This is a genomic window from Acinetobacter sp. UC24323 (assembly GCF_024151445.1).
GTDB classification, from domain to species: domain Bacteria; phylum Pseudomonadota; class Gammaproteobacteria; order Pseudomonadales; family Moraxellaceae; genus Acinetobacter; species Acinetobacter baumannii.
This window is the reverse complement of sequence record NZ_JAHIBY010000004.1, coordinates 206,167-232,645: the sequence shown is the minus strand read 5'-3', so window position 1 is coordinate 232,645 and position 26,479 is coordinate 206,167. Positions and strand designations below refer to the sequence as shown.

The 26,479-nt window shown below is 39.6% G+C and carries 23 protein-coding genes and 1 riboswitch; of the genes, 12 read left to right on the top strand and 11 right to left on the bottom strand.

Annotated features, from left to right (window positions below; all coding sequences use genetic code 11):
- The first annotated feature begins 33 nt into the window (after nucleotides 1-33).
- The 3 genes from znuD to KNQ97_RS07885 all read left to right on the top strand — a co-directional run bounded on the left by znuD (nucleotide 34) and on the right by KNQ97_RS07885 (nucleotide 5,032).
- A complete protein-coding gene (gene znuD, locus KNQ97_RS07895) occupies nucleotides 34-2,091 on the top strand; it encodes a zinc piracy TonB-dependent receptor ZnuD (protein ID WP_253612041.1) in 2,058 nt (685 codons plus the stop codon).
- 75 nt (nucleotides 2,092-2,166) lie between these two features.
- Complete coding sequence (locus KNQ97_RS07890; RefSeq protein WP_216117105.1) at nucleotides 2,167-3,630, top strand: phospholipase D family protein; 1,464 nt, start codon at nucleotides 2,167-2,169, stop codon at nucleotides 3,628-3,630.
- Between the two features lie 37 nt (nucleotides 3,631-3,667).
- Nucleotides 3,668-5,032, top strand: a complete 1,365-nt coding sequence (locus KNQ97_RS07885; protein WP_253612040.1) for a sel1 repeat family protein — start codon at nucleotides 3,668-3,670, stop codon at nucleotides 5,030-5,032.
- Nucleotides 5,033-5,097: 65 nt separating this feature from the next.
- Here the strand turns inward: KNQ97_RS07885 and KNQ97_RS07880 are convergent, their stop codons facing one another.
- Nucleotides 5,098-5,544 carry a hypothetical protein gene (locus KNQ97_RS07880; protein ID WP_017482201.1) on the bottom strand — a complete coding sequence of 149 codons (447 nt, stop codon included), beginning with the start codon at nucleotides 5,542-5,544 and terminating at the stop codon, nucleotides 5,098-5,100.
- Between the two features lie 164 nt (nucleotides 5,545-5,708).
- On the opposite strand from KNQ97_RS07880, the gene KNQ97_RS07875 reads away from it, so the two are divergent.
- The gene (locus KNQ97_RS07875; RefSeq protein WP_000743010.1) at nucleotides 5,709-6,092 is read left to right on the top strand and encodes an RcnB family protein; all 384 of its coding nucleotides are present in this window, start codon (nucleotides 5,709-5,711) and stop codon (nucleotides 6,090-6,092) included.
- Nucleotides 6,093-6,129: 37 nt separating this feature from the next.
- Here the strand turns inward: KNQ97_RS07875 and KNQ97_RS07870 are convergent, their stop codons facing one another.
- The 4 genes from KNQ97_RS07870 to KNQ97_RS07855 all read right to left on the bottom strand — a co-directional run bounded on the left by KNQ97_RS07870 (nucleotide 6,130) and on the right by KNQ97_RS07855 (nucleotide 11,153).
- Nucleotides 6,130-6,612: a phosphate-starvation-inducible protein PsiE gene (locus KNQ97_RS07870; protein WP_001113297.1), complete on the bottom strand. Its 483-nt coding sequence runs from the start codon at nucleotides 6,610-6,612 to the stop codon at nucleotides 6,130-6,132.
- 119 nt (nucleotides 6,613-6,731) lie between these two features.
- Nucleotides 6,732-8,513, bottom strand: coding sequence for an acyl-CoA dehydrogenase C-terminal domain-containing protein (locus KNQ97_RS07865; RefSeq protein ID WP_001123422.1), 1,782 nt, complete (start codon nucleotides 8,511-8,513; stop codon nucleotides 6,732-6,734).
- A 167-nt stretch (nucleotides 8,514-8,680) separates the two neighbouring features.
- Complete coding sequence (locus tag KNQ97_RS07860) at nucleotides 8,681-10,483, bottom strand: acyl-CoA dehydrogenase C-terminal domain-containing protein (RefSeq protein ID WP_001136744.1); 1,803 nt, start codon at nucleotides 10,481-10,483, stop codon at nucleotides 8,681-8,683.
- A gap of 298 nt (nucleotides 10,484-10,781) precedes the next feature.
- Nucleotides 10,782-11,153 (bottom strand): hypothetical protein, encoded by a 372-nt coding sequence (locus tag KNQ97_RS07855; RefSeq protein WP_000784266.1) that lies wholly within the window; start codon nucleotides 11,151-11,153, stop codon nucleotides 10,782-10,784.
- Nucleotides 11,154-11,284: 131 nt separating this feature from the next.
- Between KNQ97_RS07855 and baeS the strand changes: the two genes are divergently transcribed.
- The gene (baeS, locus tag KNQ97_RS07850) at nucleotides 11,285-12,943 is read left to right on the top strand and encodes a sensor histidine kinase efflux regulator BaeS (RefSeq protein ID WP_031999367.1); all 1,659 of its coding nucleotides are present in this window, start codon (nucleotides 11,285-11,287) and stop codon (nucleotides 12,941-12,943) included.
- A gap of 19 nt (nucleotides 12,944-12,962) precedes the next feature.
- A complete protein-coding gene (locus KNQ97_RS07845; RefSeq protein WP_000680577.1) occupies nucleotides 12,963-13,649 on the top strand; it encodes a response regulator in 687 nt (228 codons plus the stop codon).
- Between the two features lie 63 nt (nucleotides 13,650-13,712).
- On the opposite strand, the gene KNQ97_RS07840 is transcribed toward KNQ97_RS07845, so the two are convergent.
- Together KNQ97_RS07840 and KNQ97_RS07835 are read right to left on the bottom strand one after the other, a co-directional pair.
- Nucleotides 13,713-15,155 carry a YdiU family protein gene (locus tag KNQ97_RS07840; RefSeq protein WP_065708328.1) on the bottom strand — a complete coding sequence of 481 codons (1,443 nt, stop codon included), beginning with the start codon at nucleotides 15,153-15,155 and terminating at the stop codon, nucleotides 13,713-13,715.
- A 113-nt stretch (nucleotides 15,156-15,268) separates the two neighbouring features.
- Complete coding sequence (locus KNQ97_RS07835; protein ID WP_000199593.1) at nucleotides 15,269-16,441, bottom strand: acyl-CoA desaturase; 1,173 nt, start codon at nucleotides 16,439-16,441, stop codon at nucleotides 15,269-15,271.
- Nucleotides 16,442-16,649: 208 nt separating this feature from the next.
- On the opposite strand from KNQ97_RS07835, the gene KNQ97_RS07830 reads away from it, so the two are divergent.
- Complete coding sequence (locus tag KNQ97_RS07830) at nucleotides 16,650-17,180, top strand: META domain-containing protein (RefSeq protein ID WP_000701693.1); 531 nt, start codon at nucleotides 16,650-16,652, stop codon at nucleotides 17,178-17,180.
- A gap of 28 nt (nucleotides 17,181-17,208) precedes the next feature.
- On the opposite strand, the gene KNQ97_RS07825 is transcribed toward KNQ97_RS07830, so the two are convergent.
- The 3 genes from KNQ97_RS07825 to KNQ97_RS07815 all read right to left on the bottom strand — a co-directional run bounded on the left by KNQ97_RS07825 (nucleotide 17,209) and on the right by KNQ97_RS07815 (nucleotide 20,541).
- Complete coding sequence (locus KNQ97_RS07825) at nucleotides 17,209-17,922, bottom strand: glycerophosphodiester phosphodiesterase (protein ID WP_103235983.1); 714 nt, start codon at nucleotides 17,920-17,922, stop codon at nucleotides 17,209-17,211.
- Between the two features lie 72 nt (nucleotides 17,923-17,994).
- Entirely contained in the window at nucleotides 17,995-18,573 is a 579-nt protein-coding gene (locus tag KNQ97_RS07820) for a cob(I)yrinic acid a,c-diamide adenosyltransferase (RefSeq protein WP_103235984.1), read from the bottom strand.
- A 96-nt stretch (nucleotides 18,574-18,669) separates the two neighbouring features.
- A complete protein-coding gene (locus KNQ97_RS07815; protein ID WP_253612038.1) occupies nucleotides 18,670-20,541 on the bottom strand; it encodes a TonB-dependent siderophore receptor in 1,872 nt (623 codons plus the stop codon).
- A 35-nt stretch (nucleotides 20,542-20,576) separates the two neighbouring features.
- Nucleotides 20,577-20,784, bottom strand: a riboswitch (cobalamin riboswitch).
- Nucleotides 20,785-20,910: 126 nt separating this feature from the next.
- Here KNQ97_RS07815 and KNQ97_RS07810 point away from each other — a divergent pair.
- From KNQ97_RS07810 to KNQ97_RS07795, 4 genes are read left to right on the top strand one after another with little or no spacing between them, the layout of a single operon-like run.
- Nucleotides 20,911-21,570: a phosphoribosylanthranilate isomerase gene (locus KNQ97_RS07810; protein WP_000083551.1), complete on the top strand. Its 660-nt coding sequence runs from the start codon at nucleotides 20,911-20,913 to the stop codon at nucleotides 21,568-21,570.
- Complete coding sequence (gene trpB / locus KNQ97_RS07805; RefSeq protein ID WP_000372737.1) at nucleotides 21,554-22,783, top strand: tryptophan synthase subunit beta; 1,230 nt, start codon at nucleotides 21,554-21,556, stop codon at nucleotides 22,781-22,783. Before KNQ97_RS07810 ends, trpB begins: the two co-directional genes overlap by 17 nt.
- Before the next feature lie 9 nt (nucleotides 22,784-22,792).
- Complete coding sequence (locus KNQ97_RS07800) at nucleotides 22,793-23,305, top strand: DUF1543 domain-containing protein (RefSeq protein ID WP_001139544.1); 513 nt, start codon at nucleotides 22,793-22,795, stop codon at nucleotides 23,303-23,305.
- A 37-nt stretch (nucleotides 23,306-23,342) separates the two neighbouring features.
- On the top strand, nucleotides 23,343-24,338 hold the full coding sequence (locus KNQ97_RS07795) for a DUF2804 domain-containing protein (RefSeq protein ID WP_253612036.1): 996 nt from the start codon (nucleotides 23,343-23,345) through the stop codon (nucleotides 24,336-24,338).
- An 8-nt stretch (nucleotides 24,339-24,346) separates the two neighbouring features.
- Here KNQ97_RS07795 and KNQ97_RS07790 read toward each other — a convergent pair whose 3' ends face one another.
- Nucleotides 24,347-25,222, bottom strand: coding sequence for a metal-dependent hydrolase (locus tag KNQ97_RS07790; RefSeq protein ID WP_000991229.1), 876 nt, complete (start codon nucleotides 25,220-25,222; stop codon nucleotides 24,347-24,349).
- Between the two features lie 120 nt (nucleotides 25,223-25,342).
- On the opposite strand from KNQ97_RS07790, the gene KNQ97_RS07785 reads away from it, so the two are divergent.
- Complete coding sequence (locus KNQ97_RS07785; RefSeq protein ID WP_032025863.1) at nucleotides 25,343-26,392, top strand: AraC family transcriptional regulator; 1,050 nt, start codon at nucleotides 25,343-25,345, stop codon at nucleotides 26,390-26,392.
- Nucleotides 26,393-26,479: the final 87 nt, after the last annotated feature.

The following is a 26,479-nucleotide window of genomic DNA, read 5'->3' as shown; positions in this document are numbered from 1 at the left end:
AAAACAAAAGGCGTACGATTAGAGACTCACCTCATGTTGTTCTATAAAAATATTTTGACCTTATCCATTTTGGCTGCCATATCTATACCTGTATTTGCAGCAGAAAATGAAAATGTTGAGAAGTTAGAAACTATCCGCATCAAGGCGCACCCCCTTGAGCAAACTTCAAAAGATTTTGCAGTCGCTGATACTGTAGTTGACCAAAAGCATTTGACTGAAGGGGCCGCCACTATTGGGGATGCGCTCAATAGTGAGGTGGGGATTTATGCGAATCAGTTTGGGGCTGGTTCAAGTCGTCCGGTGATTCGTGGCCAAGATGGACCACGTGTTAAAGTTCTTCAAAATTCATCTGAAAATGTGGATGTCTCAACTTTGTCTCCTGATCATGCTGTAACAGTAGATCCAGTTCTTGCAAAACAAGTTGAAGTGATTCGTGGGCCCTCTACTTTATTGTTTGGTGCGGGAACTGTTGGTGGTTTAGTCAACGTTATTGATAACAAGATCCCTACACAAATGCCTGAAAATGGTTATGAAGGACAAGTTGGCTTACGTTACAACACTGGAAGTGATGAAAAGCTGGCGAGTGCTGGGGTAACTGTAGGGTTGGGAAGCCAAGTTGCATTACGTGTTGAGGGGTTAACACGTGATGCGAATAACTATATTGCACCAAACTATATTCATGAAGGTGAAAAAGAGCGCCGTGTAGACAATACCTTTGCACAAGGTGATTCAGTGAACGTGGGGTTGTCTTGGATTTATGATCGCGGTTATACGGGTATTTCGTATAGTAACCGTCGAGACCAGTATGGTTTACCGGGGCATAGCCATGAATATGAGACCTGTCATATTCATGATCTAAGTTTACATTGTGGAGACCATGACCATGAAGGGCATAGTGATGAAGAAGCTCATGACCACGAGCATGAACATGGCGGTCCATGGATTGACTTAAAGTCTGAGCGTTATGATTTTAAAACCGAGTTAAATGATCCATTTGCAGGCTTCCAAAAGTTACGTGCCCAAGCGAGCTATACAGATTATCAGCATGATGAAATTGAAGAAGGGACAATCGCGACTCGATTCCAAAACAAAGGTTATGATGGGCGTATTGAGTTAGTCCATAACCCTATTGCTGATTGGGAAGGGGTAATTGGTACCCAGTTAGGCCAACAAAAACTAAATTTAACTGGTGAAGAAGCATTTATGGCACCGACCACTACAAAAAAGTGGAGTGTTTTTGCTTTAGAACACAAACAATGGAAGGATGTTCATTTTGAACTTTCTGCTCGTGCAGATCAGCAAGAAATCGATGTAGATGATAACTCTAAACAAGATTTTGACGGTTCTGCTTTTTCCTATGCTGGTGCTGCCAACTGGGAGTTTGCGCCAAATTATAAGCTTTCATTTGTAGCATCACACCAAGAGCGGCTACCTCTTGCTCAAGAGCTATATGCAAATGGTGCCCATTTTGCGACCAATACTTATGAGTTAGGAAATGATCAACTCGGTAAGGAAAAATCAAATAATGTTGAGTTAGGTTTGCATTTTGATAATGACAAACTCGATTATCATCTTCATGTTTACCATAACTGGTTTGATGACTACATCTATGCGCAAACCCTTGACCGTTATAAAGACTTCCGTTTAGTTCAATACACTCAAGATAAAGCTCGTTTCTATGGTGCTGAGGGTGAAATTGGTTATCAAATTACGCCAATGTACAAGATCAGTGCTTTTGGCGATTACGTGCGCGGTAAGATTGATGCCGAGGGCAATGCTCCACGTATTCCGGCTGGGCGTTTAGGTACTAAAGTTGATGCAGATTTTGGTGATGGTTTTAGTGGTTCTGCTGAGTACTATCATGTCTTTAATCAAGATAAGATTGCGGCTTATGAAACCGAAACAGAAGGCTACAACATGCTCAATTTAGGGGTAGCATACTCTGGACAATATGGTGCAAAAACAGATTATCGCGTTTATTTAAAAGCGAATAACTTGTTAGATGACACGGTTTATCAACATGCGTCGTTCTTATCAAATATCCCGCAAGTTGGACGAAACTTTACCGTCGGTGTAGATTTTAGTTTCTAAGGCTTCAACACGAAACTAAACTTGAAAAATCAAGCCAAAAGACCTAATTTGAAACTATCAAGTTAGGTCTTTTTTATGCGTATTTTTCAGCGAATTCATCAAAAGTTAAATTGGTCAGGACGTCGTTATATGGCGGTCATACTTTGCGTTGTTGCTATTGCATATCTTGCATCGGCAATTTATCACACAGTGAAACCATTGCCGCAAGGAATTAACTTTAGTGGCAAGCTCAGACATGCCGATGTTAAATTTTTAGCCGATAAAACGTATATTGATGCGAATGGGCAACAACAGGTTGATCAGCACATCTTTGATGAAATCTTGAAAATGATTGATGAGGCAAAAACCACAATTGTGGTGGATATGTTCTTATTTAATTCAGAAGTAGGCGATTCAAAACTAAAGCAACGACCATTGATGCAAGAGCTCACTGATGCATTAGTGAGTAAAAAAAGACAAAACCCTCAAATTCAGGTTGTTATGATTACCGACCCGATTAATTCGGTATATGGTGGACTAAGCCCTGAACACTACCGTCAATTACGCCAAGCTGGTGTTGATGTCATCGAAACGAATCTGGCACCTTTACGTGCTTCAAACCCATTCTGGTCGGGGTTTTGGTACATCTGTTGCCAAAATATTGGCAATAATCCAGAGAAAGGCTGGTTACCCAACCCATTTGGCGATGAAAAAATTACGCTACGTAGTTATTTGAACTTATTTAACTTTAAAGCAAACCATCGTAAAACTGTTGTCGTTGATACCGATACGGGTTGGAAGTCATTGGTGACTTCAGCCAATCCGCATGATGGTAGTTCGCGCCATTCTAATGTGGCATTGGTGGTAAATGGAGCCACAGCTGCTGATGTACTCCAAACCGAAGCTGCTGTTGCGCAAATGTCAGGGAGTAGTTCACCATCACTTATTTTAGGTGACTTTGAAAAAGACGTTAGCAAGCCTCAAGTTCAGGTGTTAACTGAAGGGGCAATCTATGAAGCTGTATTAAAATTAATTAATACGGCTAAACCTAAAGAACATCTTGATTTAAGTATGTTCTATTTATCTGAACGTAAGATTATTAAAGCTCTAAAAAGTGCCCAAGAACGTGGCGTTATTGTTCGTGTTTTACTCGATCCAAATAAAGATGCGTTTGGTAGACAAAAGAATGGTATTCCAAACCGTCAGGTAGCGTCAGAGTTACATGTTGCCGGCATTCCAATTCGTTGGTGTGATACTCATGGCGAACAGAACCATAGCAAAATGATCTTAAAATATAATGCTCAACAAGCTGTGTTAATTGTAGGATCTGCCAATTTTACAGCCCGTAATTTAAAAAATTATAACCTTGAAACGGATATGTTGGTTGTAGGCAAAGTTCAAGATCAAGTCTTTAAAGATGCTCAGAATTACTTCAATACTTCGTGGTCAAACCTACAAGGTAGACAGATGAGCGTGGACTATGCGAAGTATGCCGATGAGTCTAAAGTGAAGTATTGGATTTATCGTTTTATGGAATGGTCAGGTTTATCGACTTTTTAATTGAATACAGTATTTTGATAAAAACGGAAAATGATTAATGGTTGAAACCTTAGAATATGCTTTGGCATTGAGTTATGGTAACCAGAATATTTTGATTGATTCAATTCGGGCAATTGAATCATTAAAAGTATTAGCTACTCAAGAAAACCCACAAGCACTGTTTGAACTTGCTCTGTTTTATGATCACGAGAGGGGGGATTGCATACTGCCTCGTAATATATATTTTCGTGACCAATATCTACTTCATGCGGCACATTTGGGCCATGCTCAAGCCATTATCACATTATTTGATTTATTAAAAAGAAAAAATACGATTTTCGATATAGGGTATTACGACGAAAATTATACTGATCAAATCTTTGGTGAATTACATCAGATTACAGATCAATTAATTGCGCAGGGAAATACTCAAGCGTTACTTATCAAAGCTAAGCATGGAGTTGCTTATCCAGACACTGAAAGTATGCAGTATCTGTATCAGGCCTGGAATCAGGGTGAAAAGCTGAGTGCCAGTTTGTATTTGTCAAGATATGATGATGAAGAATTGAAGCATCTTGGATTATTTGATGCTACGGCATGGAACGATTATTTTGAGCATGCGCAGCAAGACCTAATGCAGTATCTGGAACAAGCTTTTCAACGAGGCCATATCCAGAAAATTATTGAATTTCTTCGAACTGATGAAGCCAGTTATATATCAGAACAAAACCGAGAACAGTTGTGGCAGTGGCAACAGCAGTTTTATCAACAGCAAGCGACTTTAGGTAGTGCAGATGCATGGCTGCAATTGTCAAGGCTGACAGAAAATTCGTTAAACTATTTAAAAAATGCAGCAGAGTTGAATCATCCAGTCGCAATGTATGCCTATGCCTATGAGTTAGATCAAAAGCCTGATCTCGGTAATGATGAGTTAGATGAAATTGAAAAATATTTTACTATTGCTACGGAACATAAACATGCACAAGCATTATATGAAAAAGGACGTTATTACATTGAGGATGATCCAGAGCTTGCTAGGCAATATTTTCAGCAAGCCAGCGAATTAGGCTGTCTGGACGCGGTTGAATGGATGGTTGCTTTAACTGAGCAGTGTGAACAGGCGCAGTGGGCAGAACTGGCTTTTAAATATGGTAGCATTGACAATAAAGTTGCAGAGGTCTTAATTGTGGCATTGAGAGGTGGTTTTGGAATTCAGGAAAATCATCGACTGGCAGATGAACTGAAATTACGTTTGGAGGCGACCAGTTATTGGGATCAGGTCTTTTCGTTTGCTTTACCTGCTGCTCAACAACACTATGAGAAACAGATACAACCGCAAATGGAAGGGCTTTTTGATGAAATTGCAGAACAGCCTGGTTTTAGAAGCAGGATAGCATCACATATAAAAAACTGGTTTAAATAGATGGGCTTCTCTTTAACTTTTGAAGAAAAATTCTGTGAAGTTAAAGAGAAGAATTATTTACTTTATTAAGGCGCTGGCGGAATCAACTGATCCAAAGCCTTATCATCTAACTTCTCTATTTCACTCAAATCCGTCTTAATTTTCCACTGCGACTCATCATCTACAGGATTCGGCAAACGCGCTTCCAGCCAATCACAAACCACATCTGGAGAAAACTCAGGGTGATTACACTGAATAATCCATGATAAAAAATCTTTTGCTTCGCCATTCATGTAAGGTGGTGGAGATACAGGAAAGAATAAAGTAGGTAAACGCTCATTCGTCGACAGGTAATTTAAAACATGCCCTAGTTCTTGAACGGTTTGCCATGCGAGAGGGTGTTCTACATCAATACTGAACTTAAACCACCAAGCGTGTTCGCCATCTGCTCCATGAGCCATGATACGGGCTTCTTGTACACTTGGAACTTTGCAGAAAAATTGATGAAGACGTTCAAAACTGATTTCAGACACAGCAATTGACCTAGCTTGAAAAATGCTAATGGTAGCACAGATACAGATTCTTCATATTTTCTTTATAGTCATTACAAACAATATCAATCAAAGCCATTTTATTCATGGTTTCTCCTTGACTCTCTCTTAATCTAGCTTCAGATCAAGATAAAAAGGAATACTCCATGAAAAAGCCTATTGTTCTCGTACTTTCAACATTAATGTTGGGTATGTCGGCAACTGCGATGGCCGATTCAAATCATCGTTGGGATAACTATCACGGTAAAGAACATAATCGCTATGAACAGCGTCATGATTATCGTTATGACCACCGCAATGATCATAGAGCTCCTGTTTGGTCACACTCTGAGCGTGGCAACCATTATGGCCGATATGTAGCCTTTAAGCGCGGTGATCGTATTCCTGTGGAATACCGTAATAGCCGTTATTATGTCTCAGACTGGCGTGCACATCGCTTATATGCACCACCACGTGGATACCACTGGGTGAAGACTCCTAACCAATACTTATTGGTTGACTCGAAACATCACATTTATCGAGTTCGTTAAACGTAAAGTAAAAAATGGCCAGCTTAGGGCCATTTTTTTATGCCAACTCGTCATCTTGTGGTTGGGGTGTTTTTAAAGAAGTAGGCGTTTTTGAATGTTTTTCTTTCATAACAGATGGGTAGTGCCAAGAAGCAAAACGGACAACTAAAATAGAGAGAGCTAAAATAAGAATTGAGCCTGTAATAATGACTTGATCAAGGTCGGCTTTATGATCATGTTGGATATCAGAAATCAGTAAACGTGTTAGGGCTGTAATGGCGACATAAATAAGAAAACGTACAGGCATATGATTAGTTTTAAAGTAAATTCCAACCATTGCTCCAAGTTCTAAGTAAATAAATAATAATAAAATATCATCAATTGAAGCATACTTTTTGACGGTCAGAATTTCAAAAACCGTATTGGCTGCCGACCATGCCACCATACACCCGATAATAAATAAGGCTAAATAATGGAAGGCTTCTACGGCGTAATGTCCGAAACGGTCAAGTATTCGTTCGTATTTTTTAGGATCAGGCATAATAAGATCTTTTGTTTATTTCGTAATGTTTAGAAATTAAACAAATTTTGTGCCAATGGAAATAGTAAATACAAAATAAAAAACGCCTGATTATTCAGGCGTTTTTATAAAGAACTTAATTAAGCTTGATTTGTAAAGTAATCTTCACTAAAGCCCATAATTAAATCTGAACCCGCTTTGATTTTAGCAATACGCGCATCAATATCCGGCAAGATACGTTCAACAAAGTACTGAGCCAAAGCAAGTTTGTTCTGATAGAAATCACCAGACTTATCTTTTGCTGCTGCTGCAATTTTTGCAAACATGTATGAGAAGCTGAGTAAACCAACTGCATGTAAATAGTCAACTGCAGCTGAGTTCGGGAACTCTACATTTTCAGCAGCTTGCTCAATAATAAACTGAGTGATTGCTTCGATTTCAGTTGCAGCATCTAAAGTTGCATCTTTAATGAAGTTCAAATCAGTGTCTAAATCATTTGCAAAGTCACGAATTTCAGTGATGTATTCAGCAATGAAAGCGCCGCCACACTTAATGGTTTTACGACCAATTAAATCTTGAGATTGAACGCCGTTAGTTCCTTCGTAGATTTGAGCAATACGAAGATCACGGATACATTGTTCCATACCCCATTCACGAATATAACCGTGACCACCAAATACCATTTGAGCATCTAATGTCGCTTGGAAGGCTGTATCTGTGAGGTAAGCTTTTGCAATTGGGGTTAAAAGCGCAACACGGTCATTGGCTTTCTTCACGGCTTCTGCATCAGTTGAGAATTTAGTGATATCGAGCTGCTGGCCTACATAAACTGCAAAGGCACGAGAAGCTTCGTTGTTTGCACGTACGTTTAACAACATACGACGTACATCGCCGTGGACTAAAATGCTGTCAGCAGGTTTGCTTGGTGATTGAACACCAGCTGCACTACGACCTTGTAAACGGTCAGTCGCGTATTGAGCAGCATTTTGATAAGCAAATTCAGAAGCACCTAAACCTTGAATACCCATTGATAAACGTTCGTAGTTCATCATCACGAACATGGCAGCAAGGCCTTCGTTTTCTTTACCAACGAGGTAACCTTTCGCACCGTCAAAGTTCATCACACAAGTTGCAGATGCTTTGATCCCCATCTTATGTTCAATAGAGCCTGGACCAACATGGTTACGGTCACCTAAAGAACCGTCTTCATTTACAAGGTATTTCGGTACAATAAATAGCGAGATACCACGTGAACCAGCAGGAGCATCTGGAGTTTTAGCAAGTACCAAGTGAATGATGTTTTCCGCTAAATCGTTGTCACCACCTGTAATGAAGATTTTAGTACCTGTAATGTTATAAGTACCATCTTCATTGCGCTCGGCTTTAGTTTTGATAATACCTAAGTCAGTACCGGCATGTGGTTCAGTCAAACACATGGTACCTGACCATTCACCTGAATAAATCTTAGGTAAATACGTTTCTTTTTGTTCTTGAGATGCGTAGCTGCTTAAAGCCATACCTGCACCCACTGAAAGAAGTGGGTAGAGCATGAAAGATGGATTTGTCGCGAATAACATTTCATCCGCAAGAACGGTAAGCATTTTTGGCATGCCTTGACCGCCCCATTCTTCATCTGCACCTAAGCCAATCCAACCACCTTCTGCATATTGACGAAATGCATCTTTAAAGCCAGCAGGAGTAAAGACTTCGCCGTTTTCGTAGCGAGCACCTTCTTCATCACCAGTACGGTTTAATGGATGAGTCACGTTCTGAGCAAATTTAGCCATTTCTTCTAAAATTGCTTCAGCTGTTGCAGCATCTACATGAGCGAGTTTCTCATTAGCCTGCCAAAATTGTTCTGCTTTAAATACATCATTTAAGATGAATTTCATATCAGCTAAAGGAGCATTGTAAATTGGCATAATCGTTCACCTTTTTTGTGCACATCGGCCTGTGCTAGATATCCTGTAAAACGAAATGGATATTGAATTTAAAATCTAAATTTATCATTGATTTTATAAAAAAAGGACCGTCAAAACTGAGCAGTCCTTTTTTGGTTTTTAACATTGCATATCGCAACTAACTATGATTAGAAAGCGAAATGTTCAGCATCTAATGCCATCAATGGGTCCAAACCACCTGCGATAACGTCTACATGAGAGCGTACACGCGGTAAAATTTTCTTGAAGTAGAAGCGAGCAGTAGTTACTTTCGCATTATAGAAATCAACATCGGTTGTACCCGCCGCTAATTTCTCTTGTGCTACAAGCGCCATACGAGCCCATAGATAAGCTAAAGTAACGTAACCAGAGAAGTAGAGATAATCTACAGCCGCTGCACCCACTTCATCCGGATTTTGCATTGCACGCATACCGATTTGCATAGTGAGGTCGCCCCATTCTTTGTTCAGCGCAGCAAGTGGCTCAACAAATTCTTTCATGGCAGCATTGTCTTTGTTTGCTTCTACAAACTTGTGAACAATCTTAGTAAAATCACGAAGCATTGCACCTTGAGTTTGTAAAACTTTACGGCCTAACAAGTCCAGTGCCTGAATTTCAGTTGTACCTTCATACAAGCAAGCAATACGTGTATCACGTACGATTTGCTCCATGCCATGCTCAGAAATGAAACCATGACCACCGAACACTTGAACACCGTGCTTAGCAGATTCAGAACCTGTTTCAGTTAAGAATGCTTTTGCAATTGGAGTCAATAAAGACAAGATGTTGTCAGCAAACTTACGCTCTTCTTCAGTTTCGCCTTTTTCAACGATATCTGCATATTGAGCAAGTAAGTACACAAGTGCACGACCACCTTCAGCAAATGCTTTTTGAGTTAAAAGCATGTTACGAACGGCAGGGTGAACGATAATTGGATCTGCTTCTTTTTCTGGAGCTTTAGGACCAGAAAGTGAACGCATAGCTAAACGTTCTTTCGCGTAAGTTAAAGCACCTTGGAAAGAAGACTCAGATGCAGATAAACCTTGAACCGCAGTACCAATACGTGCTGTGTTCATGAAGGTGAACATACAGTTCAAACCACGGTTTTCAGGGCCAATTAAATAACCTTTTGCTTGGTCAAAGTTAATGACACAAGTCGCGTTACCGTGAATACCCATTTTGTGTTCGATTGAACCACAACGTACGGCATTACGTTCGCCTAGAGTTCCGTCTGCATTGACATTGAACTTAGGAACGATGAATAACGAAATCCCTTTAGTTCCTTTTGGTGCGCCTGGTAGACGAGCAAGAACGATATGGATAATGTTTTCAGCCATGTCGTGTTCACCAGCAGAGATAAAGATTTTCTCGCCAGAGATTGCATAGCTACCATCTGCATTTGGTTCTGCTTTAGTACGGATAATACCTAAGTCTGAACCTGCATGAGATTCAGTTAAACACATCGTACCTGTCCAAACACCTGAAACAAGGTTTGGTAAGTAAGTATTTTTTTGCTCTTCAGAACCGTGATGTTCTAATGTACGTACTGCACCGTGAGACAAACCAGGGTACATACCCCATGCCCAGTTAGAGCTACCTACCATTTCTGAAATTGCGATACCTAAAGAGTTAGGTAAACCTTGACCACCGTATTGTTCTTCTGCTGATAAAGACGGGAAGCCAAGTTCGATGTATTTTTGATAAGCTTCTTTAAAGCCTGTTGGTGTAGTTACAACACCATCATTCCAAGTACAACCTTCACGGTCGCCAACTTGGTTTAAAGGAGAAAGTTCATTTTCACAGAAGTCTGCCGCAGCTTCTAAATATTGATCAACCAATTCACGGCTTACGTTACCTTGAAAGTCAGGTAATTTTGCATAGTGTTCTTCAGCATTTAATAATTCATGCAAAACGAATTGCATATCACGTAAGGGCGCTTTGTATTGTGGCATATCGGGTTCCTCAATACTGGTGAAACCAGAGTTATAATCCTAATCTACGATAATGTGCCATAAGGCACCTTGAACTATTACATCGTGCAACAACTTGCATAACTGTACAAGCACCTCGGGGCCTTTACTTTGTGACTGCAAAGTCAAGAAAAAAATACTTGAACTATGTAAGTGCTTTGAGTGTAAACACTTTTGATGAAGTTTAGATGAGACAAATAGTCAAAATCGTAAATAGTTATGTATAAACAAAAGGCGCCTTCTGGCGCCTTTTGTTTTACTGTTTTTAGAATTATTTTGCTTAAGATGCTACTGGAGCAGGGGCATTGACTGGTGGTTGAGGACGTTTTGGCTCAAAGCGGAGGTTACATGTACCTTCAAGTGTTTTATCTCCAACTTGAACATTGACAGTTTGTCCAACAGCTTTACCTTCACATGCTTTTTGAATTTGCTCAAAACGAGCTTTACGCTCTGCACGGTGTTGTTCCCATGCTGCTTTTTGTTCAGGCGTAAATTCACGGTGTTTCATACGATGGTGGTGACCATCACGTGGGCCATCTTGCATCATGCCATGTTCTGGCTTAGGTGGTTGAGTTGTTGATTGACAAGCAGCCAAACTACCCATAGTTACAATTGCTGCACTGAATAATGCAATTTTAGCCGTCATTTTCATGGTTAAAACCCTTTAATGTTTGTTTTAAGATGACTTAAAGATTAGATAATAAAGATGAAGAAACAATGGAGAGTTTTTCTTTTTGTTGTTGGTTACAATGCAAAATATAGAGTAAAAATGAGAGAGTGCTTTTGAACGTTCTACGTGTTCCCATAGCCTTGCGGTTATTTTTAACGGTCTTGCTTACCACGCTGTTAATTGCAACTGCGAGTTTGAGTGTACTGCACTGGACGATGCAAAAGAACTTTGCCAAATATGTAGCCGATGTTGAAATGCAAAAGCTAGATCGGCTTATTACTAATCTGGGAAATGTATATACCGTTTATCATGATTGGGGGAATGCGATTCAGGCGCAAATCTTACAAATTGAAGGAACGGCAGCACCAGATGATTATGACCGTCTTTCCCAGTGGTGGTTACGGCGCCAATATGATATTGCCATTCAGCAGCATTCTTTCGATGAACACACTCTCATTAATATTTCTCCAGATGCGGGAACGGTAAATAAAAACTCTATTTTTAGTGATGAAGAACTACGTACACTTGAGCAAAACTTACCTTCGGAATATCAACCATTTGAAGGTTTAAGATTCCCGCTAAGTGCAAACCAGTTTCGTCCAAGCGATGATAAAAACAAATCAAAAAAAGGAAGCCTCAAAGACATTGAGACGCAAAATGGTAAGAAACGTTTTATTGCTTTACCAGACCGGCTGGGCTTAAGTTCTCGTTTATCTTTATATGATGCCAAACACCAGTTCGTAGTCGGTGAACCTCCATCTTCGGATCAGATGTCTTATCGCCCGATTATGGTTAATAGTCAGGTCGTGGGTTATTTAGGTCTAAAACCAGTTTTAGATAAAGAAGATGCATTAAGTATTAATTTCTTCAGTAATCAAAAGCGCTATTTACTTTTAATTTATGCCTTAACATTACTGTCGAGTTTAGTTGCAGCACTTTTAATGGCAACTTATTTTAAAAAGCCAATTCAGCGTCTATTAAATGCAACAAATGAGTTAACAAAAGGTAATTATCAACACCAAGTTGTGATTAAACGAAATGATGAGTTAGGTGATTTATCTACTCAATTAAATCATTTAGCTGAAATTTTACATCAGCATGAAGAATCACGACGTCAATGGGTTGCAGATACCTCTCATGAATTGAAAACTCCATTGGCTGTTTTGCAAGCGCAGATTGAAGCGATGCAAGATGGTATCCGAAAGGCAACACCTGAACATCTTGATGCCATGATGCGACAAGTTTCGAGTTTAAAGAAATTGACACAAGATCTGGCAGACTTGGCTCAGGCTGATGCTCAACAACTTAAATGTTATTTGAGTTCGGTTAATCCTTGGGAAGTTATACTGCAAGAAGTCGAAAATTTCAGACCTAAACTCGAACAAGCAGGGTTAGAAATTGAGGTGGAAGGTGAAGGCGCTTCTTTATTGTTAGACCGTGATCGATTTAAACAAATTATTGTTAACTTGATCGGTAATAGTATTCGCTATACCGAAACAGGTGGAAAGATTCATATTCATATAAATCAAACGCCTCAGGAGTGGACTTTATATGTTGATGACAGTCCATTTGGTTTAAGTGATGAGCAATTATCACGTTTAGGTGAACGTTTTTATCGTGTCGATGATTCGCGTACGCGTAGTACAGGTGGAACAGGACTAGGCTTAGCTTTATCTTGTAAAATTGCGCAGGCGCTTGGTGGTACACTCAGTTTTGAACACTCACCATTAGGTGGTTTACGTTGTGTACTGACCTTTAAAAAGCAGAGTTAAATAAAAGGAAAAATGGCCCATGAAACATATTATGTTGGTTGAGGATGAAGTCGAGTTAGCGCATTTGGTGCGTGATTATCTTGAGGCTGCTGGATTCGAAGTAAGCATGTTTCATGATGGTCAGGATGCTTACACGAGCTTTCAACAACGTAAACCTAATTTAATGATTCTGGACTTAATGGTTCCAAGAATGGATGGTTTAACGATTTGCCGTAAGGTACGTGAACAGTCAGATTTACCGATTATTATGGTGACGGCACGTACTGAAGAAATTGATCGTGTCTTGGGCCTAAACATGGGGGCAGATGATTATGTGTGCAAACCTTTTAGTCCAAAAGAACTGGTTGCTCGTGTGCAGGCCGTTTTACGTCGTTTAGAACGTAAGGCTGAGCCAGAGCAAAATGATTCTTTCCGTATTGATAAAGCACAGCAAAGAATTTGGTATCAACAAAAATCTTTAAGTTTAACGCCAACAGAATTTCGCCTACTTGAGTTATTTTTAGAACATGTGGGGCAAGTTTATTCACGTGCACAATTATTAGATCATATTAATCCGGATAGCTTTGATGTTGCCGACCGAGTTATTGATAGCCATATTAAAAACTTGCGTCGAAAAATCACGGAAGTGGCCGAAACTGGTAACCGTCATGAGTGGATTCAAGCTGTTTATGGAGTAGGTTACCGCTTCGAATATCCAGAAGAATAATTGCTTAGAAAAGTTATGCTGTGGATAACCACAATGTTATCCACAGAAAATGTGGATAAAAAATTAAGAAGAACAGCTCACCGCTACATCAGGTACATCGCTTGGTAACGGACCTAAATCTTCCGGTTTTTCCAAATCTGGTTGTCTTGTATAGGGATGGTTGAGTAGCTTAAATAAGCGGTCAACCTCACTAAAATCATCTCGCTCCGCTGCCTCAATAGCTCGCTGTGCCATATGGTTACGTAAGATATAAATTGGATTTACCTGCTGCATGTTTGCATCAAGCTCATCAATATCTTGATATTCACGGATGTTTTGATACTGCGTAAGGAATGCATCAAATTGTCGAATATCAAGGCAGTCATCACGTAAAGCTTTGTATTCTTTATTTTGAAGGCGAATGAAGCTTTGGGTGTAATCGAGCTGCTCCGCTTGCAGAATACGCAAAAAGCTTAAGCCGCATTCAGTACTGTCTTTATGAAAATGAGGAAGCCCCATTTTTTGACATAACCCAGTGGTGTAATGCTCAATAAAAGTCGGCTCAAATTCTTCTAGGCAAGCGGCCAGCGCTTCTTTGAACTGCTCTTTATGCTCAGGTTCGGCAAGTGGAATGAGATTATTTAACCAAGTCCATAAGTTCCAGTGCGCAATACTCGGTTGGTTTTGATAGGTGTAACGCCCTTGGTAATCGGAATGGTTGTTAATCCAATTTGGTCGGAAACGTTCCATAAAACCGTATGGACCAAAATCGAGTGTAGAACCCGTAATATTTAAGTTATCGGTATTCATCACACCATGAGCAAAACCGACCAACTGCCATTTGGCGATCATAATGGCTGTATTTCTAATCACAGCTTTAGCAAAAGCTAAAATAGGTTGCTCTTCTTGTTGGCATTCTGGATAGTGCCATTCAATACATTTTTGTGTGAACTCGGCCAATAGCTCAGGTGCATATTGATTGATCCATTCAAAATGGCCTAAACGAATATGACATTCAGATGTTCTAAGTAACATTGCGCCAGGTTCTAGCTTTTCACGCTGTACACCTTGAGTGGAGCTTGTAAAACCTATTGCGTGACTAGAGGCAACCCCTAAAGCATTTAAAGCATGTCCTGCTAAATATTCACGAATAACAGAGCGTAAAACTGCTCGCCCATCTCCCATACGCGAATAGGGTGTAGGGCCTGCACCTTTTAAATGTAAATCTATAGTTTGGCCTTTTTTATTAAGAATCTGCGCAATGAGTAAGCCACGTCCGTCGCCTAGTTGACCGGCCCATTGCCCAAACTGATGGCCTGCATACACCATAGCCAAAGGCGGGAATTCCGAGAAGGTACGCTGACCACTGCAAATTTCTACCCAAGCCTGTTTTTCTTCATCTGTCCATTGTAACTCTTCGGCTAAAGCTAAATTAAAGTGTCCAGCCTTTGCACCACGAAGCGGAGAAGGTTGCTGGATATGAAAAAGCTTAGGATTGAGCGATGAATAAAGCGGATTAAATTGCATAGGCTGGACTAAATATTTGAGGCAAAATTCACTATACCATAGTTAAAAACAAGCCAAAAAAATAGCACCTGCAAAGTATGGCTCTACAGGTGCTATTTCGGGATAAAGACGTATTAGTCTGGTACGACGTTTGTGTTCTTTTTAATGTTACGCATTAAAGTTTCTAAACACTCACGGTGATGACTCAAACGATGTTCAAGCAATTGGAAATCAACTTTTAACTTGTGATCCATTTTGTGAATCTTTTCAGCCATTGCTGCTTTCTTTGCTTGTAACTCTTGTTCTTTGAGTTTCGCCCAGTCATTTAAAGTATGCGTAAATGCTTCATACTCTTGAGCAATACGTTGCTTCATTTGACTAATGTCGGCATTTACATCATGACCATAAATAGCCAAGTCTTGTTCAGCATATTTAAACTTCATTGCCAATTCTGCTTTTTTAATATTAAAGCTTGGAATACGACGTAGGTTCTTTGCTAAACCGATCTTAGAGCATGTCCAAATGAGCCATTTTGTTGGATCATATTGCCACCATTTCACACCATTACGATAATCGTACTGGAAAATATGGTGATAGTTGTGGTAACCCTCGCCCCAAGTTGCAATCGCTAACCAGAAGTTATCGCGTGCTGAGTTTTCATCAGTATAAGGACGTTTACCGAACATGTGGCAAAGTGAGTTGATGAAGAATGTAACTTGATGACTAATGATTAAACGTAATAGACCACCAAGAAGTACAACACCCCATAAATCGCCAGTTGCCCAGCCAACCAAACCTAAAATACCAACGTGAACTGCTACGACCATCAAGGCATAGTATTTATGTTGGAACATCACCAGTTTGTCATTGAGTAAGTCTGGTGCATTTTTAAAATCTGGTTCAGATGGAGAATGATCGCGGATCATCCAACCCATATGGGCATACCAAAAGCCACGTTCAATTGAATATGGATCTTCATCTACATCGTCGACATGACGGTGATGGGTACGGTGACCAGATGCCCAAAACAGAATACTGTTTTGTACAGCAAATGTGCCGCCAATCATTAAAAGAATTTTAAGTGGTAACGACGCTTCATAAGCACGATGTGCCCAAAGACGATGGTAACCAGCAGTAATCCCCATGCTACTTAAAGCTAAAAGAAAAAATAAGCTTACCCATGCGCTTACACTAAAATCATAATAATACGCATAAATCGGGATTATGATTGCAGCAAGAATTGGTAAACCAATTAAGGTAATGCTAGCGGTCCAGTTAATTGGGGCCTTGAGTGGGGCGGAAGTCATATCCGGCAGCGCTCCTAGAAACCTTGTCATACAAGGTAAAAAGACAAATCGACATAGCAAAACCAATCTTCAAGATATATTGCTATTTTGCACATCATATTAGCACGTGCTTAGTGAGAATCACTAGCATTATTGTACAGATGTATTGAAAGAACCGTAACAGAATTAAACCATGCCTGACAACATTTCAGATAGGAGAAGTTGTGTAATGAAAATACAGCGATTGAGAAAAAAGAATAGCATTGATATTGCAAGGAAATTGCCATTGAAATGTCTTTTCATCGCAATCAGCCTTGTATTGGCAGCATGTCAAAGCACGCCGCAACCAAATAATCACAAAGGCCAAGTAAAACCAACACATCGTGTACAAACGCCAGTTGTGAAAAAGAAAGTGAGTCCAGATGGTGTTCAAGATATAGATTGGCAAATTACCCAGATAAATGGTCATAAGGCAAAATTCTTTAACCAGTGGCCGACTCTTTCATTGAACTCTACAGTCAAAACAGTAACTGGTCATACAGGATGTAATCGTGTTTTTGGACGATATACTTTTGATTTCAGCCAAAAGAAACTTGATATGGAAGTTAACGCAGGTCATTCGAGTTGTGATGGCGCGTTGGCTCAAGAAGCAGAATTGGTCGATTCTTTACAACGTATTAAACGCTTCCAGTTGGTAGGTAATACCTTATATCTACTTGATCAAAGCGGTCAGCGTTTGATTCAGGCCGAGAAAAAATAAAAGGTGGTCAGTACCACCTTTTTTATATTTAAAGAGCTTCAAGCATTGTGGTTGGAGTATCTGTAATTAAGCCCTGAATATCTAAATCCCGTAGTCTTTTTGCTCTTTCTACATCGTTCACTGTCCAGACACTAATGTTCAAACCAGCTTGATGCGACAATTGAATCATTTCATCTGTTGCAAGTTGATCATGCCAGCCAATATGACAGCACCCATATTGATGAGCAAGTTCAATCGCTGTTGCTCCAACCGGAAGTTCAACTAACAATCCGCGTTTAAATTGAGAGTTGATATCACGTAAAGCGGTTAGAATTTGAAGATCAAAACTTGTGATGGTCACGACTTTCTCGAAACCTTGTAACTCAGTCTCAAGCTTTTGAATTAACTTTTCTGCTAATGCCATATCTCTTACAGCTTTAACTTCAACTTCAATATGATCAAAGTTATCAAGTAAATTTAAAACGCCTGTAAGAGTAGGGGTTGGTTCAGAGGTTGGCCAGTTAGGCCAATTTTGACGATGATCAAATGATAATGCTTGAGCCAAAGTTGATAGCTCTACAATTTGGTCGACACCTGCCGTGCGCAAAAAATTATCATCATGAATGACGACCAACTCTTGATCTTGCAGCTGACGAATATCAAATTCGACACCACGAATACCTAAATTTTTAATGTGCTGAAAACCACCTAATGTATTTTCAGGAGCTTCTCGGCGTGCACCACGATGACCAATAATGCGCATAGATTTCTATTGTCCGTTCTTTTTGATAATGATCTCTTTAAACATAGAGATCATTCTTAACTTAATCTATTTTTAAATCATCTCATTAATATTTTTTTGCCAAAGGACTTCTTGTCCACCTTCAGCACGCTGTAAAGCACGCGATGCGACAAATAACCAGTCAGATAGACGATTTAAAAGTTGAAGGGCAGTGGCTTGAATATTTTGATCGCGAGTTTGTACTGACATGAGCGATCGCTCTGCACGACGACAAACGGCACGGGCTTGATGGGCATAACTGCAAGATAAAGAACCAGATGGCAGAATAAATTCTTTTAGCATAGGCAAATCTTCATTCATACGGTCAATTTCTTTTTCAAGAAATTCAATACAAACCGGCTGAAGCAAATTGTAATTTGGAATACAAACCTCTCCACCTAAATCAAAAAGCCAATGTTGAATCAGACTTAAGCTTTTATCCCAATCAGCCTTATTAGTTATTTGGCTGGCTGTAATTTGTGCACGGAGCACACCAATAATGGCGTTTAGTTCATCGACATCACCAAGTGCCGCAATTCTTAGATCATCTTTAGCAACACGAGAGCCATCGCCTAAACCTGTGGTACCTGAATCGCCTGTGCGTGTATAGATTTTGCTTAAACGGTGTCCCATGATAGATATCCTGAACATAAAAAAGGGGATAATGTCGGTCAGAACATTACCCCGAAACTGGAGTTAAGAAAATATTTTTATAATCAGATTGAGAAATTAATAACGGAAAGTTACGCCAACAGAAGCTTGGCGGCCACCGTTGATATACCAGTATTCCGGAGAGAATGAAGATTGAGCATTATATGCAGTGTTATAACGTACATCACCAATATTCTGGATGTTCGTAAATAACTTTATATTTGGATTCATATTCCAAAAAGCATTTAAATCAACAGTTGCATAGCCTGGAACTTTAACTGAGTTTTCAATATTTTGTGCGTTTGCTTTAGAGCGAGAGACTAGAGAAGCATTCACCCCATAAATACCATCATCATAGCCTGCAGTTAAAGTATATGTTTGACGGGGACGATAAGGGACATCTATGTCTTTATCTTTATCTCTAGCTTCTACATAAGCGTATTCAGCATTAACAAAGATATTATCCTTAGACCACTTTAGACCTATTTCACCACCTTTCATATCAGCTTTATTTAAGTTGATATATGTTGTTCTACCATTTATAGCACCATAACTAATTAAATTTTTAACATCTGTATAGTAGCCAGAAAGATAGGCAGAAATACCATAATTAAATTTCTGATCTATACCAATTTCATATGACTTGCTTTCTTCAGGTTTTAGATCAGGGTTACTATAAAAATCATAGCCGTAAGAGCCATATAGATGTTCAAGGGTCGGTGCTTTGAATGCAGTACCAATGTTAGTGTAGATACTTGTTAGAGGAGAGATTTGATAACGAATTGCAGCTTGTCCAACTGTATGTGTACCAAACCAATCATTATCTTCAACTCGGACACCAACCTGAGTATGAATACCATTATCGTTATATTGATGTTGTAAATAATAACCTGTAGAGCTGATATCTCTTACAGCTTCAGGAGATGAGCTAGCATCATATTTTGATCGATTGTATGTAACACCCGCTAAAATATTCTGATTTGGTACAAAATTCCATTTGGCATTTATGTCCCCTTCATCAGAGGTTGTATTAAAGTGGCTTTGATAAATTACTTGTTCGATTTTATCAAGATAGTGAGAATAACGTGCATTTAAAACTAAATCAGAAGAAGCCTTATAACTAGCCAGCCAATTTACTAGACGATTTTCAAAATTACGTTTTGCATTGTTCGTTGAATAGTTCGTAGTATAGTTATTCGTACCTTGATTTTGGTCAATTGCTAAGCTTGTGTTAATTACATCATTACTATAACCAATTTTTGCATTATATCCTTTTTGGTCAAATGCTGCTTTTTCACTTTTATCTTGTATATTGATAATACTAGTACCATCAGTTTCCATCCGTTGACCACCGATACTTGCATAAAAACCACTGTCATCTACATAATCGGCATTTACAAGTGTTTTATAAGTACGGTTTTCACCATACACACCTGTTAAACTTGCTCCAGATTTTATTGGATTATTGGAAATTAATTGTACTACGCCACTAATAGCATCTGAACCATATTGAACAGATGCTGGGCCTTTTAAAATTTCGATTTGGTCTACATCTGATAGGTTAATAAATTCAGGTGAAACAGGGCCTAAGCCATTTTGAGTATTTAAGCGAGCGCCATTTTTTAATAATAATGTTGAGCCCGTTTGTCCACCGCGTAAAGATAGGTCTGTGAGCTGACCAACGCCACCAGATTGTTTTATATAAATAGATGCATCTTTTTGTAATACATCAGATAAATTTAAAACAGGATTTTTTTCAATTTCTTCTTTAGAGATTACTGAAATACGCGCTGGAACTTCACTTGCTTTTTCAGCACTTTTTGAAGCAGTGATAACAATTGGGTCAAGCTGAGTTGCATCTGTTGCATCTTCAGCAAAAATAACAGGTGAACACCCCATCGCAATAGCGATAGCCCCTACCAGACGAGTAGGTTGAAAAGATTTAGACATAACATGCTCCATACATTCACCCCACGTGAATGATCGGGTAGATAGATGAAACAAGTAGGTCTCCGGACTTCAGCGCCATAATTCATTTATGGACATATTCACCTTCCCACACTACTGCAGTGGTGTAAGTCGATTTCGACTTAAAAAATATGCTTTACATTGTTACCGTTGCGGGGGCAGTGCCGGACTTTCACCAGCTTCCCTAAAGCATGAATTGCTTACACTTGCTTCCATTTGAACGCAGTATAAAGTGCCGAATTACTTCGTACAATGTCATTTAAAGCAATTCCCTGAGAACTTTTACGCAAGGGGCAAAAATTGCATTACAATGGCGCTTATTTTAAGAAATGGTTGTAGTTTAAGCAGCTCATGAGCCAATCAAACCAAAAACGTACACGAGCAAAAATCTGTGGAATTACTCGCAAGCAAGATGTTCAGGCAGTAGTTGCAGCGGGAGCAGATGCGATAGGCTTTGTTTTTTTTCCGCCGAGTCCAAGAAATGTAACAGTTGAACAGGCAGAAGAATTAGCAAAACTCGTTCCGCCTTATGTACAAATGGTGGGTTTGTTTGTAAACGCGAGTGTTACTGAAATTCAGGATATACTTGATTGTGTTCCCCTAGATGTATTACAACTACATGGCGATGAAACTCCAGAACAATGTCAGGAAATAGCGCGTCATTGTAAACGTCGCTGGTATAAAGCGATTCAGGTTAAACCTGATCTGGATGTAATTGCTGAAATTCAAAAATATCAGGCAGCTGGTGCCAGTGCTGTATTGCTCGATGCATGGCATCCTGAGCTTAAAGGGGGCACAGGACATCAGTTTGACTGGTCTAAATTCCCGAAACTTGATATTCCATTAATCTTGGCAGGTGGTTTAACCCCTGACAATGTCATTGACGCTATTCATACTACCGGTGCTTTTGCAGTAGATGTGAGCGGAGGCGTAGAGTCCGCAAAAGGTATAAAAGACCAACAACTCATTGAACGATTTATGCAAGGAGTCCAACGTGGATCAGCAAAATAATGTGATTGACTATACCCAATTCCCAGATGCAAATGGGCATTTCGGTATCCATGGCGGACGTTTTGTGTCAGAAACTTTAATGGCGGCATTAGAAGATTTGGAAAATCTCTATTCCCGCATGAAAAATGATGAACAGTTTTTGGCAGAATTCGACCGTGACCTCGCCTACTATGTAGGTCGTCCTAGTCCACTTTATTATGCTGAGCGATGGTCAAAAGAGTTAGGTGGTGCGCAAATTTACCTTAAACGTGAAGACTTGAACCATACTGGCTCACACAAGGTAAACAACACGATTGGTCAGGCGTTATTGGCAAAGCTTTCTGGTAAAAAACGTATTATTGCCGAAACTGGTGCAGGCCAGCATGGTGTAGCAACAGCAACAATTGCAGCACGTTTAGGTCTTGAATGTGTTGTTTATATGGGTGCTGAAGACGTTAAGCGTCAAGCGATGAACGTTTACCGTATGCGTTTGTTGGGTGCAACAGTTGTACCTGTGCAAAGTGGCTCTAAAACATTAAAAGATGCCATGAACGAAGCGATGCGTGACTGGGTAACCAACGTTGATACAACATATTATGTGATTGGTACAGTTGCAGGCCCGCATCCTTATCCTCAACTTGTTCGTGACTTCCAGTCAATTATTGGTCGTGAAGCGCGTAAACAGATTTTGGAACAAGCAGGTCGCTTACCAGATGCATTAGTTGCTTGTGTAGGTGGTGGTTCGAATGCAATGGGCTTGTTCTATCCGTTCTTAAACGATGCCAGTGTAAAAATGTATGGTGTTGAAGCTGCTGGTTTTGGTATTGAAACTGGTAAACACTCTGCGCCGTTAAATGCGGGCCATGTGGGTGTATTACATGGTAACCGTACTTACTTAATGAGTGATGAACAGGGCCAGATTATTGAGACACACAGTATCTCGGCGGGCCTTGATTATCCGGGTGTTGGTCCTGAACATAGCTTCTTGAAAGATATGAAACGCGTAGAATACGTTCCAATTAACGATACAGAGGCTCTTCAAGGTTTCCGTGACTTAACCAAAATCGAAGGGATTATTCCTGCGCTTGAAAGCTCGCACGCGATGGCCTATGTGTCTAAGCTTGCACCGACGATGTCTAAAGATCAGATTATTATTGCGACTGTTTCAGGCCGTGGCGATAAAGACTTAATGACAGTTGCACGCATTGATGGCGTAGAAATGGTCGAGATGTAAGAGGATACAATGCCAAGCTTGTTTATGGTGATGTTGGGCGGGCGTCATGCACGTGCTAATACAGAAGTTCATGATGTGGTCATGGCTGTAGGAGATACTTTGGAAGAAGTTTATCCTCAACTTAAACAGGCTTGGTTTGGTGAGGCTCAAGGATTACATATTGATGCTTGGGCCAAGCTCTCTGGTGTTAGCTCTCAAGGGCAAAATTATCAAATTCATTTTACAGATGCTGCTCCACAACCAGATGATTTAAAGTTATATTTAATTAATCTAGGTGGATATAATGCAAGTGAATTCGGTGAACTTCATCGTTATGAGTTTGTGGTGGCACCCAACACGGTAGTTGCCAAACAATTAGGTAAACAATTTATAGATCGGCAGTGGCAAAAAGCACATACAGACCGGGTCATTGATATTGATGACTGTTTAGCGATAGATTGCGTGGCAGGCCGTTATATTCATTTAATAAAAGGCGATTTTGCTGCAACAATTTGGGAAAATACATATTTGACTGTGGGATAGGTCATTTGAAATCTAATATTCATATGGAAGTGGGTAAATGGATTTAATTCAAGAAAATGGACAGCCTCGTTATGGGCGTTTTGAATCTGTACCGTCCACCATTCATGTCCAACGTTATATTTATAAAACTCCTTATGGTAAAGTCCTAAAAGGCTGGCGCAAACAATTAAAATATAAGAAATTTAAATTTTGTGGCATTCAACATAAACATTATAGTATTGGTCTAGCCATCGCAGATATTGGTTGGGTTGGACACGGGTTTTTCTATATCTATGATCATGAAACAGGGCAAGTCATTGAGTGGAATGCTATTCAGCCGTTAGGTCATAAGACTTATCTTGATGAACAGCCTTTGTTTAATCAAAGTTATTTTTCTAAATCGCCTTATCAGTTTGATATTCAGCATGCTAATGGTGTGCGATACATTCGGGTGACTAAATATGGTGAAATTTGTCTGAGTGCCCGTATTTTCTGCGCCGGAACAGATATTTTAAGCTTGTGTACACCAACAGGCATCAATGGTTGGACCTATACCCAAAAGCAGACCACTTTGGCTGTAGAGGGAATGTTCATTAATAAGCAAAATCAAGTTGTACAATTTGATGAAAAGACATTTGCATCGCTAGATGATACTTGCGGATTTTTACGTCCTGAAACAGCTTGGTTCTGGCTCTCATGTAACTTCTGGGATGAACAGGGGCGTCGTATTGGGTTAAATCTGGCCTCGGGTGTTAATGAAAGTTTTGGTAATGAAAACTGCCTATGGATTAACGGAGTTTTATTTCCGCTAACAGACGTTTTATTTGAAAAAGTAAATGATGAACTTTGGCAAGTTAGTTCTCTAGATCAAAAACTTAATCTACAAGTGCATATTGGTTGGTGCCGGTATGAAAATATAAACTTAAGAATGATTGGCAGTCAGTTCAATCAATGGCAAGCTAAAATTAGCGGCACGATTGAGCATGAGACAACCGATATAATCAATTGCAAAGAACAATACGGTTTACTAGAGCAACATTATGCAAAATGGTAACAAGCAGGTTATAAACCTGCTTGCCAAAATGCTTCACCCGCTGCAATAGGGTCATTTGTTTTTTCCAAAGTTTCAATCCAAACGGGATACTGACGAATAACAGGATGCTGGCTTGGATGAAAATCTTTTTTAAACCAATCCAGATATTGTTTTTTCATAGCTGTTAATGTGCCATTTTTGCCAAAGAACCAAGGTAAACCTTTAAGGTTCATCAAAAGTCTTTCTCTTGGACTGAAGCCATCACATTTCAACATGATGTTGGTACGGTAAAGCGTAAAACCGAACATGAGTACGGTTGTTAAAACAAGCACAAAGCGACGTGTTGACTCTGGAACTTCTCCCACCTGTCTCATCACATCAAAAGCTACATCGCGGTGTTCCATCTCTTCAATCGCATGCCATGCAAACAAAGCTCGAACATAAGGATGAGCGTTTTCTAAAGTTTTTTTATGGCTATAAAAGGTTTCTGCCATTAACGCTGTTAAATGTTCAGCGGCAGCGGTCATGGCAATATTATATTGTGGTGAACGTTTTGTTAGTTCAAAGCGGAAAATCTTTTTAAGGGTGGTTGTGAACTGGTCAACAGGCATGCCTTGCTCTTTCATGAGCTGATTCATTTTGTCATGTGCAATACCGTGTTGAGCTTCTTGTTTAATAAAATCCGCAACTCGTTTTTGTAGTTCAGGGTCATCAATTTTGTCGCGGAACATGCGCACACATTCAATGAAGTAACGCTCTCCATCTGGAAAGGTTAAGCTGAGTGCATCAAACATACGAGTTAAAAAAGGGTCATTGTTAAACCAAAAGCGAGGTGCTTCGTTTAAATGAAAATCGAGATCTTTACGAACTACTGGTTCGACCTGATAAGAAACATGTGCGTTCATCTTTTATTTCTCGCAACTATAACCTTTTCATTAGTATGTCGCGAGTGGTCGGCTTTGTTTTGACAGTTATCGCCAATTTTTATACAGTTTGCGACAAAATGGCAGTAAAAAGGACGCGCCATGCAAGAATTTACTATATCAAATGGTTACTTCTACCTTTGGAATACGTATTTAAAAGAAAAGGGAATAGATTGGCAGACACTTAATTTAAGTGAAATTCAAACACGTCAAGTCCAAAATATTTTATCCGCTTCTATAGATGCTCAATCTTCTTTAGACCTTTTTATTGAACTTTTAGAGATAACTGAAACGCGATTACATGTGACTAATTTGGCTTTAGAGATGGCAGCCTGTATTACCCCTGCCAACTTTGGGGTCTTGGGTTATATGGCGTCCAGAAGTGATACCTTAGGTCAAGTGGTGGAGTATATTGCAAAGTTTCATCGTTTGGTCATTGATGGTGCACAGGTTGTCCCTATACAAATTGAACAGGATGCCTCCAAAATTCGCCTATATTGGCCTTTGGTCGATGACAGTAATATTCTACTGAGTGAGCTGACTTTAGCCGCAATGGTACAGCTTGCTAAACAGATCGCCCCTTTACATGAGTTTCTTTTACAGCATGTAGAGTTCGTACACCGAGCGCGTGGGGCAGTGGTTCACTATCAACGTTTCTTTCAGTGCAAATTGTCATTTGAACGGCCTTACTATGCATTAACTTTTGCAAGTGAAAGTTTAAATGTTCGCCCTCAACATGCAGACCCAACTTTAGTGCAACTTTTGGTGAAACAAGCCGAAGAAGCTTTAGTTCAGCGGAAAATACATGCCGATTTAGTTCAGCAAATACATTGGATCGTACAGGAATACTTTAAGCATAAGCAGCAAGCACCCAAAATAGAAGATATTGCCATCGAACTGAATGTTTCCGTAAGAAGCTTGCAGCGCCAATTACAGGCATTAAACACTTCATTTAAATTAATTTTAGATGCTGAGCGTATGAAACGCTGCGAGATATTGTTAAGTCAAAATGAAAGTCTGACTGCAATTGCCGACCAGTTGGGTTATTCGGATCAGTCTGCACTGGCAAGAGCATATAAAAATTTAACAGGGCAAACATTATTAACTCGAAAAAAGCAATTACAGCTCATCCAGAAAAATACAACGAAATAGAATTTTGGATGCTTTTTTGCTCAATTTGTAAATCAATAATGGCCCAAAAATAGGAAGCTTTGATCATTGAGAAAAGTTTCAAAATAT

Excerpts from the sequence above, each read along its gene's own strand:
- znuD (WP_253612041.1), top strand. The coding sequence starts at position 34 with ATGTTGTTCTATAAAAATATTTTGACCTTATCCATTTTGGCTGCCATA.
- KNQ97_RS07890 (WP_216117105.1), top strand. The coding sequence starts at position 2,167 with ATGCGTATTTTTCAGCGAATTCATCAAAAGTTAAATTGGTCAGGACGT.
- KNQ97_RS07885 (WP_253612040.1), top strand. The coding sequence starts at position 3,668 with ATGGTTGAAACCTTAGAATATGCTTTGGCATTGAGTTATGGTAACCAG.
- KNQ97_RS07875 (WP_000743010.1), top strand. The coding sequence starts at position 5,709 with ATGAAAAAGCCTATTGTTCTCGTACTTTCAACATTAATGTTGGGTATG.
- KNQ97_RS07870 (WP_001113297.1), bottom strand. The coding sequence starts at position 6,612 with ATGCCTGATCCTAAAAAATACGAACGAATACTTGACCGTTTCGGACAT.
- KNQ97_RS07865 (WP_001123422.1), bottom strand. The coding sequence starts at position 8,513 with ATGCCAATTTACAATGCTCCTTTAGCTGATATGAAATTCATCTTAAAT.
- KNQ97_RS07860 (WP_001136744.1), bottom strand. The coding sequence starts at position 10,483 with ATGCCACAATACAAAGCGCCCTTACGTGATATGCAATTCGTTTTGCAT.
- KNQ97_RS07855 (WP_000784266.1), bottom strand. The coding sequence starts at position 11,153 with ATGAAAATGACGGCTAAAATTGCATTATTCAGTGCAGCAATTGTAACT.
- KNQ97_RS07845 (WP_000680577.1), top strand. The coding sequence starts at position 12,963 with ATGAAACATATTATGTTGGTTGAGGATGAAGTCGAGTTAGCGCATTTG.
- KNQ97_RS07840 (WP_065708328.1), bottom strand. The coding sequence starts at position 15,155 with ATGCAATTTAATCCGCTTTATTCATCGCTCAATCCTAAGCTTTTTCAT.
- KNQ97_RS07835 (WP_000199593.1), bottom strand. The coding sequence starts at position 16,441 with ATGACTTCCGCCCCACTCAAGGCCCCAATTAACTGGACCGCTAGCATT.
- KNQ97_RS07830 (WP_000701693.1), top strand. The coding sequence starts at position 16,650 with ATGAAAATACAGCGATTGAGAAAAAAGAATAGCATTGATATTGCAAGG.
- KNQ97_RS07825 (WP_103235983.1), bottom strand. The coding sequence starts at position 17,922 with ATGCGCATTATTGGTCATCGTGGTGCACGCCGAGAAGCTCCTGAAAAT.
- KNQ97_RS07820 (WP_103235984.1), bottom strand. The coding sequence starts at position 18,573 with ATGGGACACCGTTTAAGCAAAATCTATACACGCACAGGCGATTCAGGT.
- KNQ97_RS07815 (WP_253612038.1), bottom strand. The coding sequence starts at position 20,541 with ATGTCTAAATCTTTTCAACCTACTCGTCTGGTAGGGGCTATCGCTATT.
- KNQ97_RS07810 (WP_000083551.1), top strand. The coding sequence starts at position 20,911 with ATGAGCCAATCAAACCAAAAACGTACACGAGCAAAAATCTGTGGAATT.
- KNQ97_RS07800 (WP_001139544.1), top strand. The coding sequence starts at position 22,793 with ATGCCAAGCTTGTTTATGGTGATGTTGGGCGGGCGTCATGCACGTGCT.
- KNQ97_RS07795 (WP_253612036.1), top strand. The coding sequence starts at position 23,343 with ATGGATTTAATTCAAGAAAATGGACAGCCTCGTTATGGGCGTTTTGAA.
- KNQ97_RS07790 (WP_000991229.1), bottom strand. The coding sequence starts at position 25,222 with ATGAACGCACATGTTTCTTATCAGGTCGAACCAGTAGTTCGTAAAGAT.
- KNQ97_RS07785 (WP_032025863.1), top strand. The coding sequence starts at position 25,343 with ATGCAAGAATTTACTATATCAAATGGTTACTTCTACCTTTGGAATACG.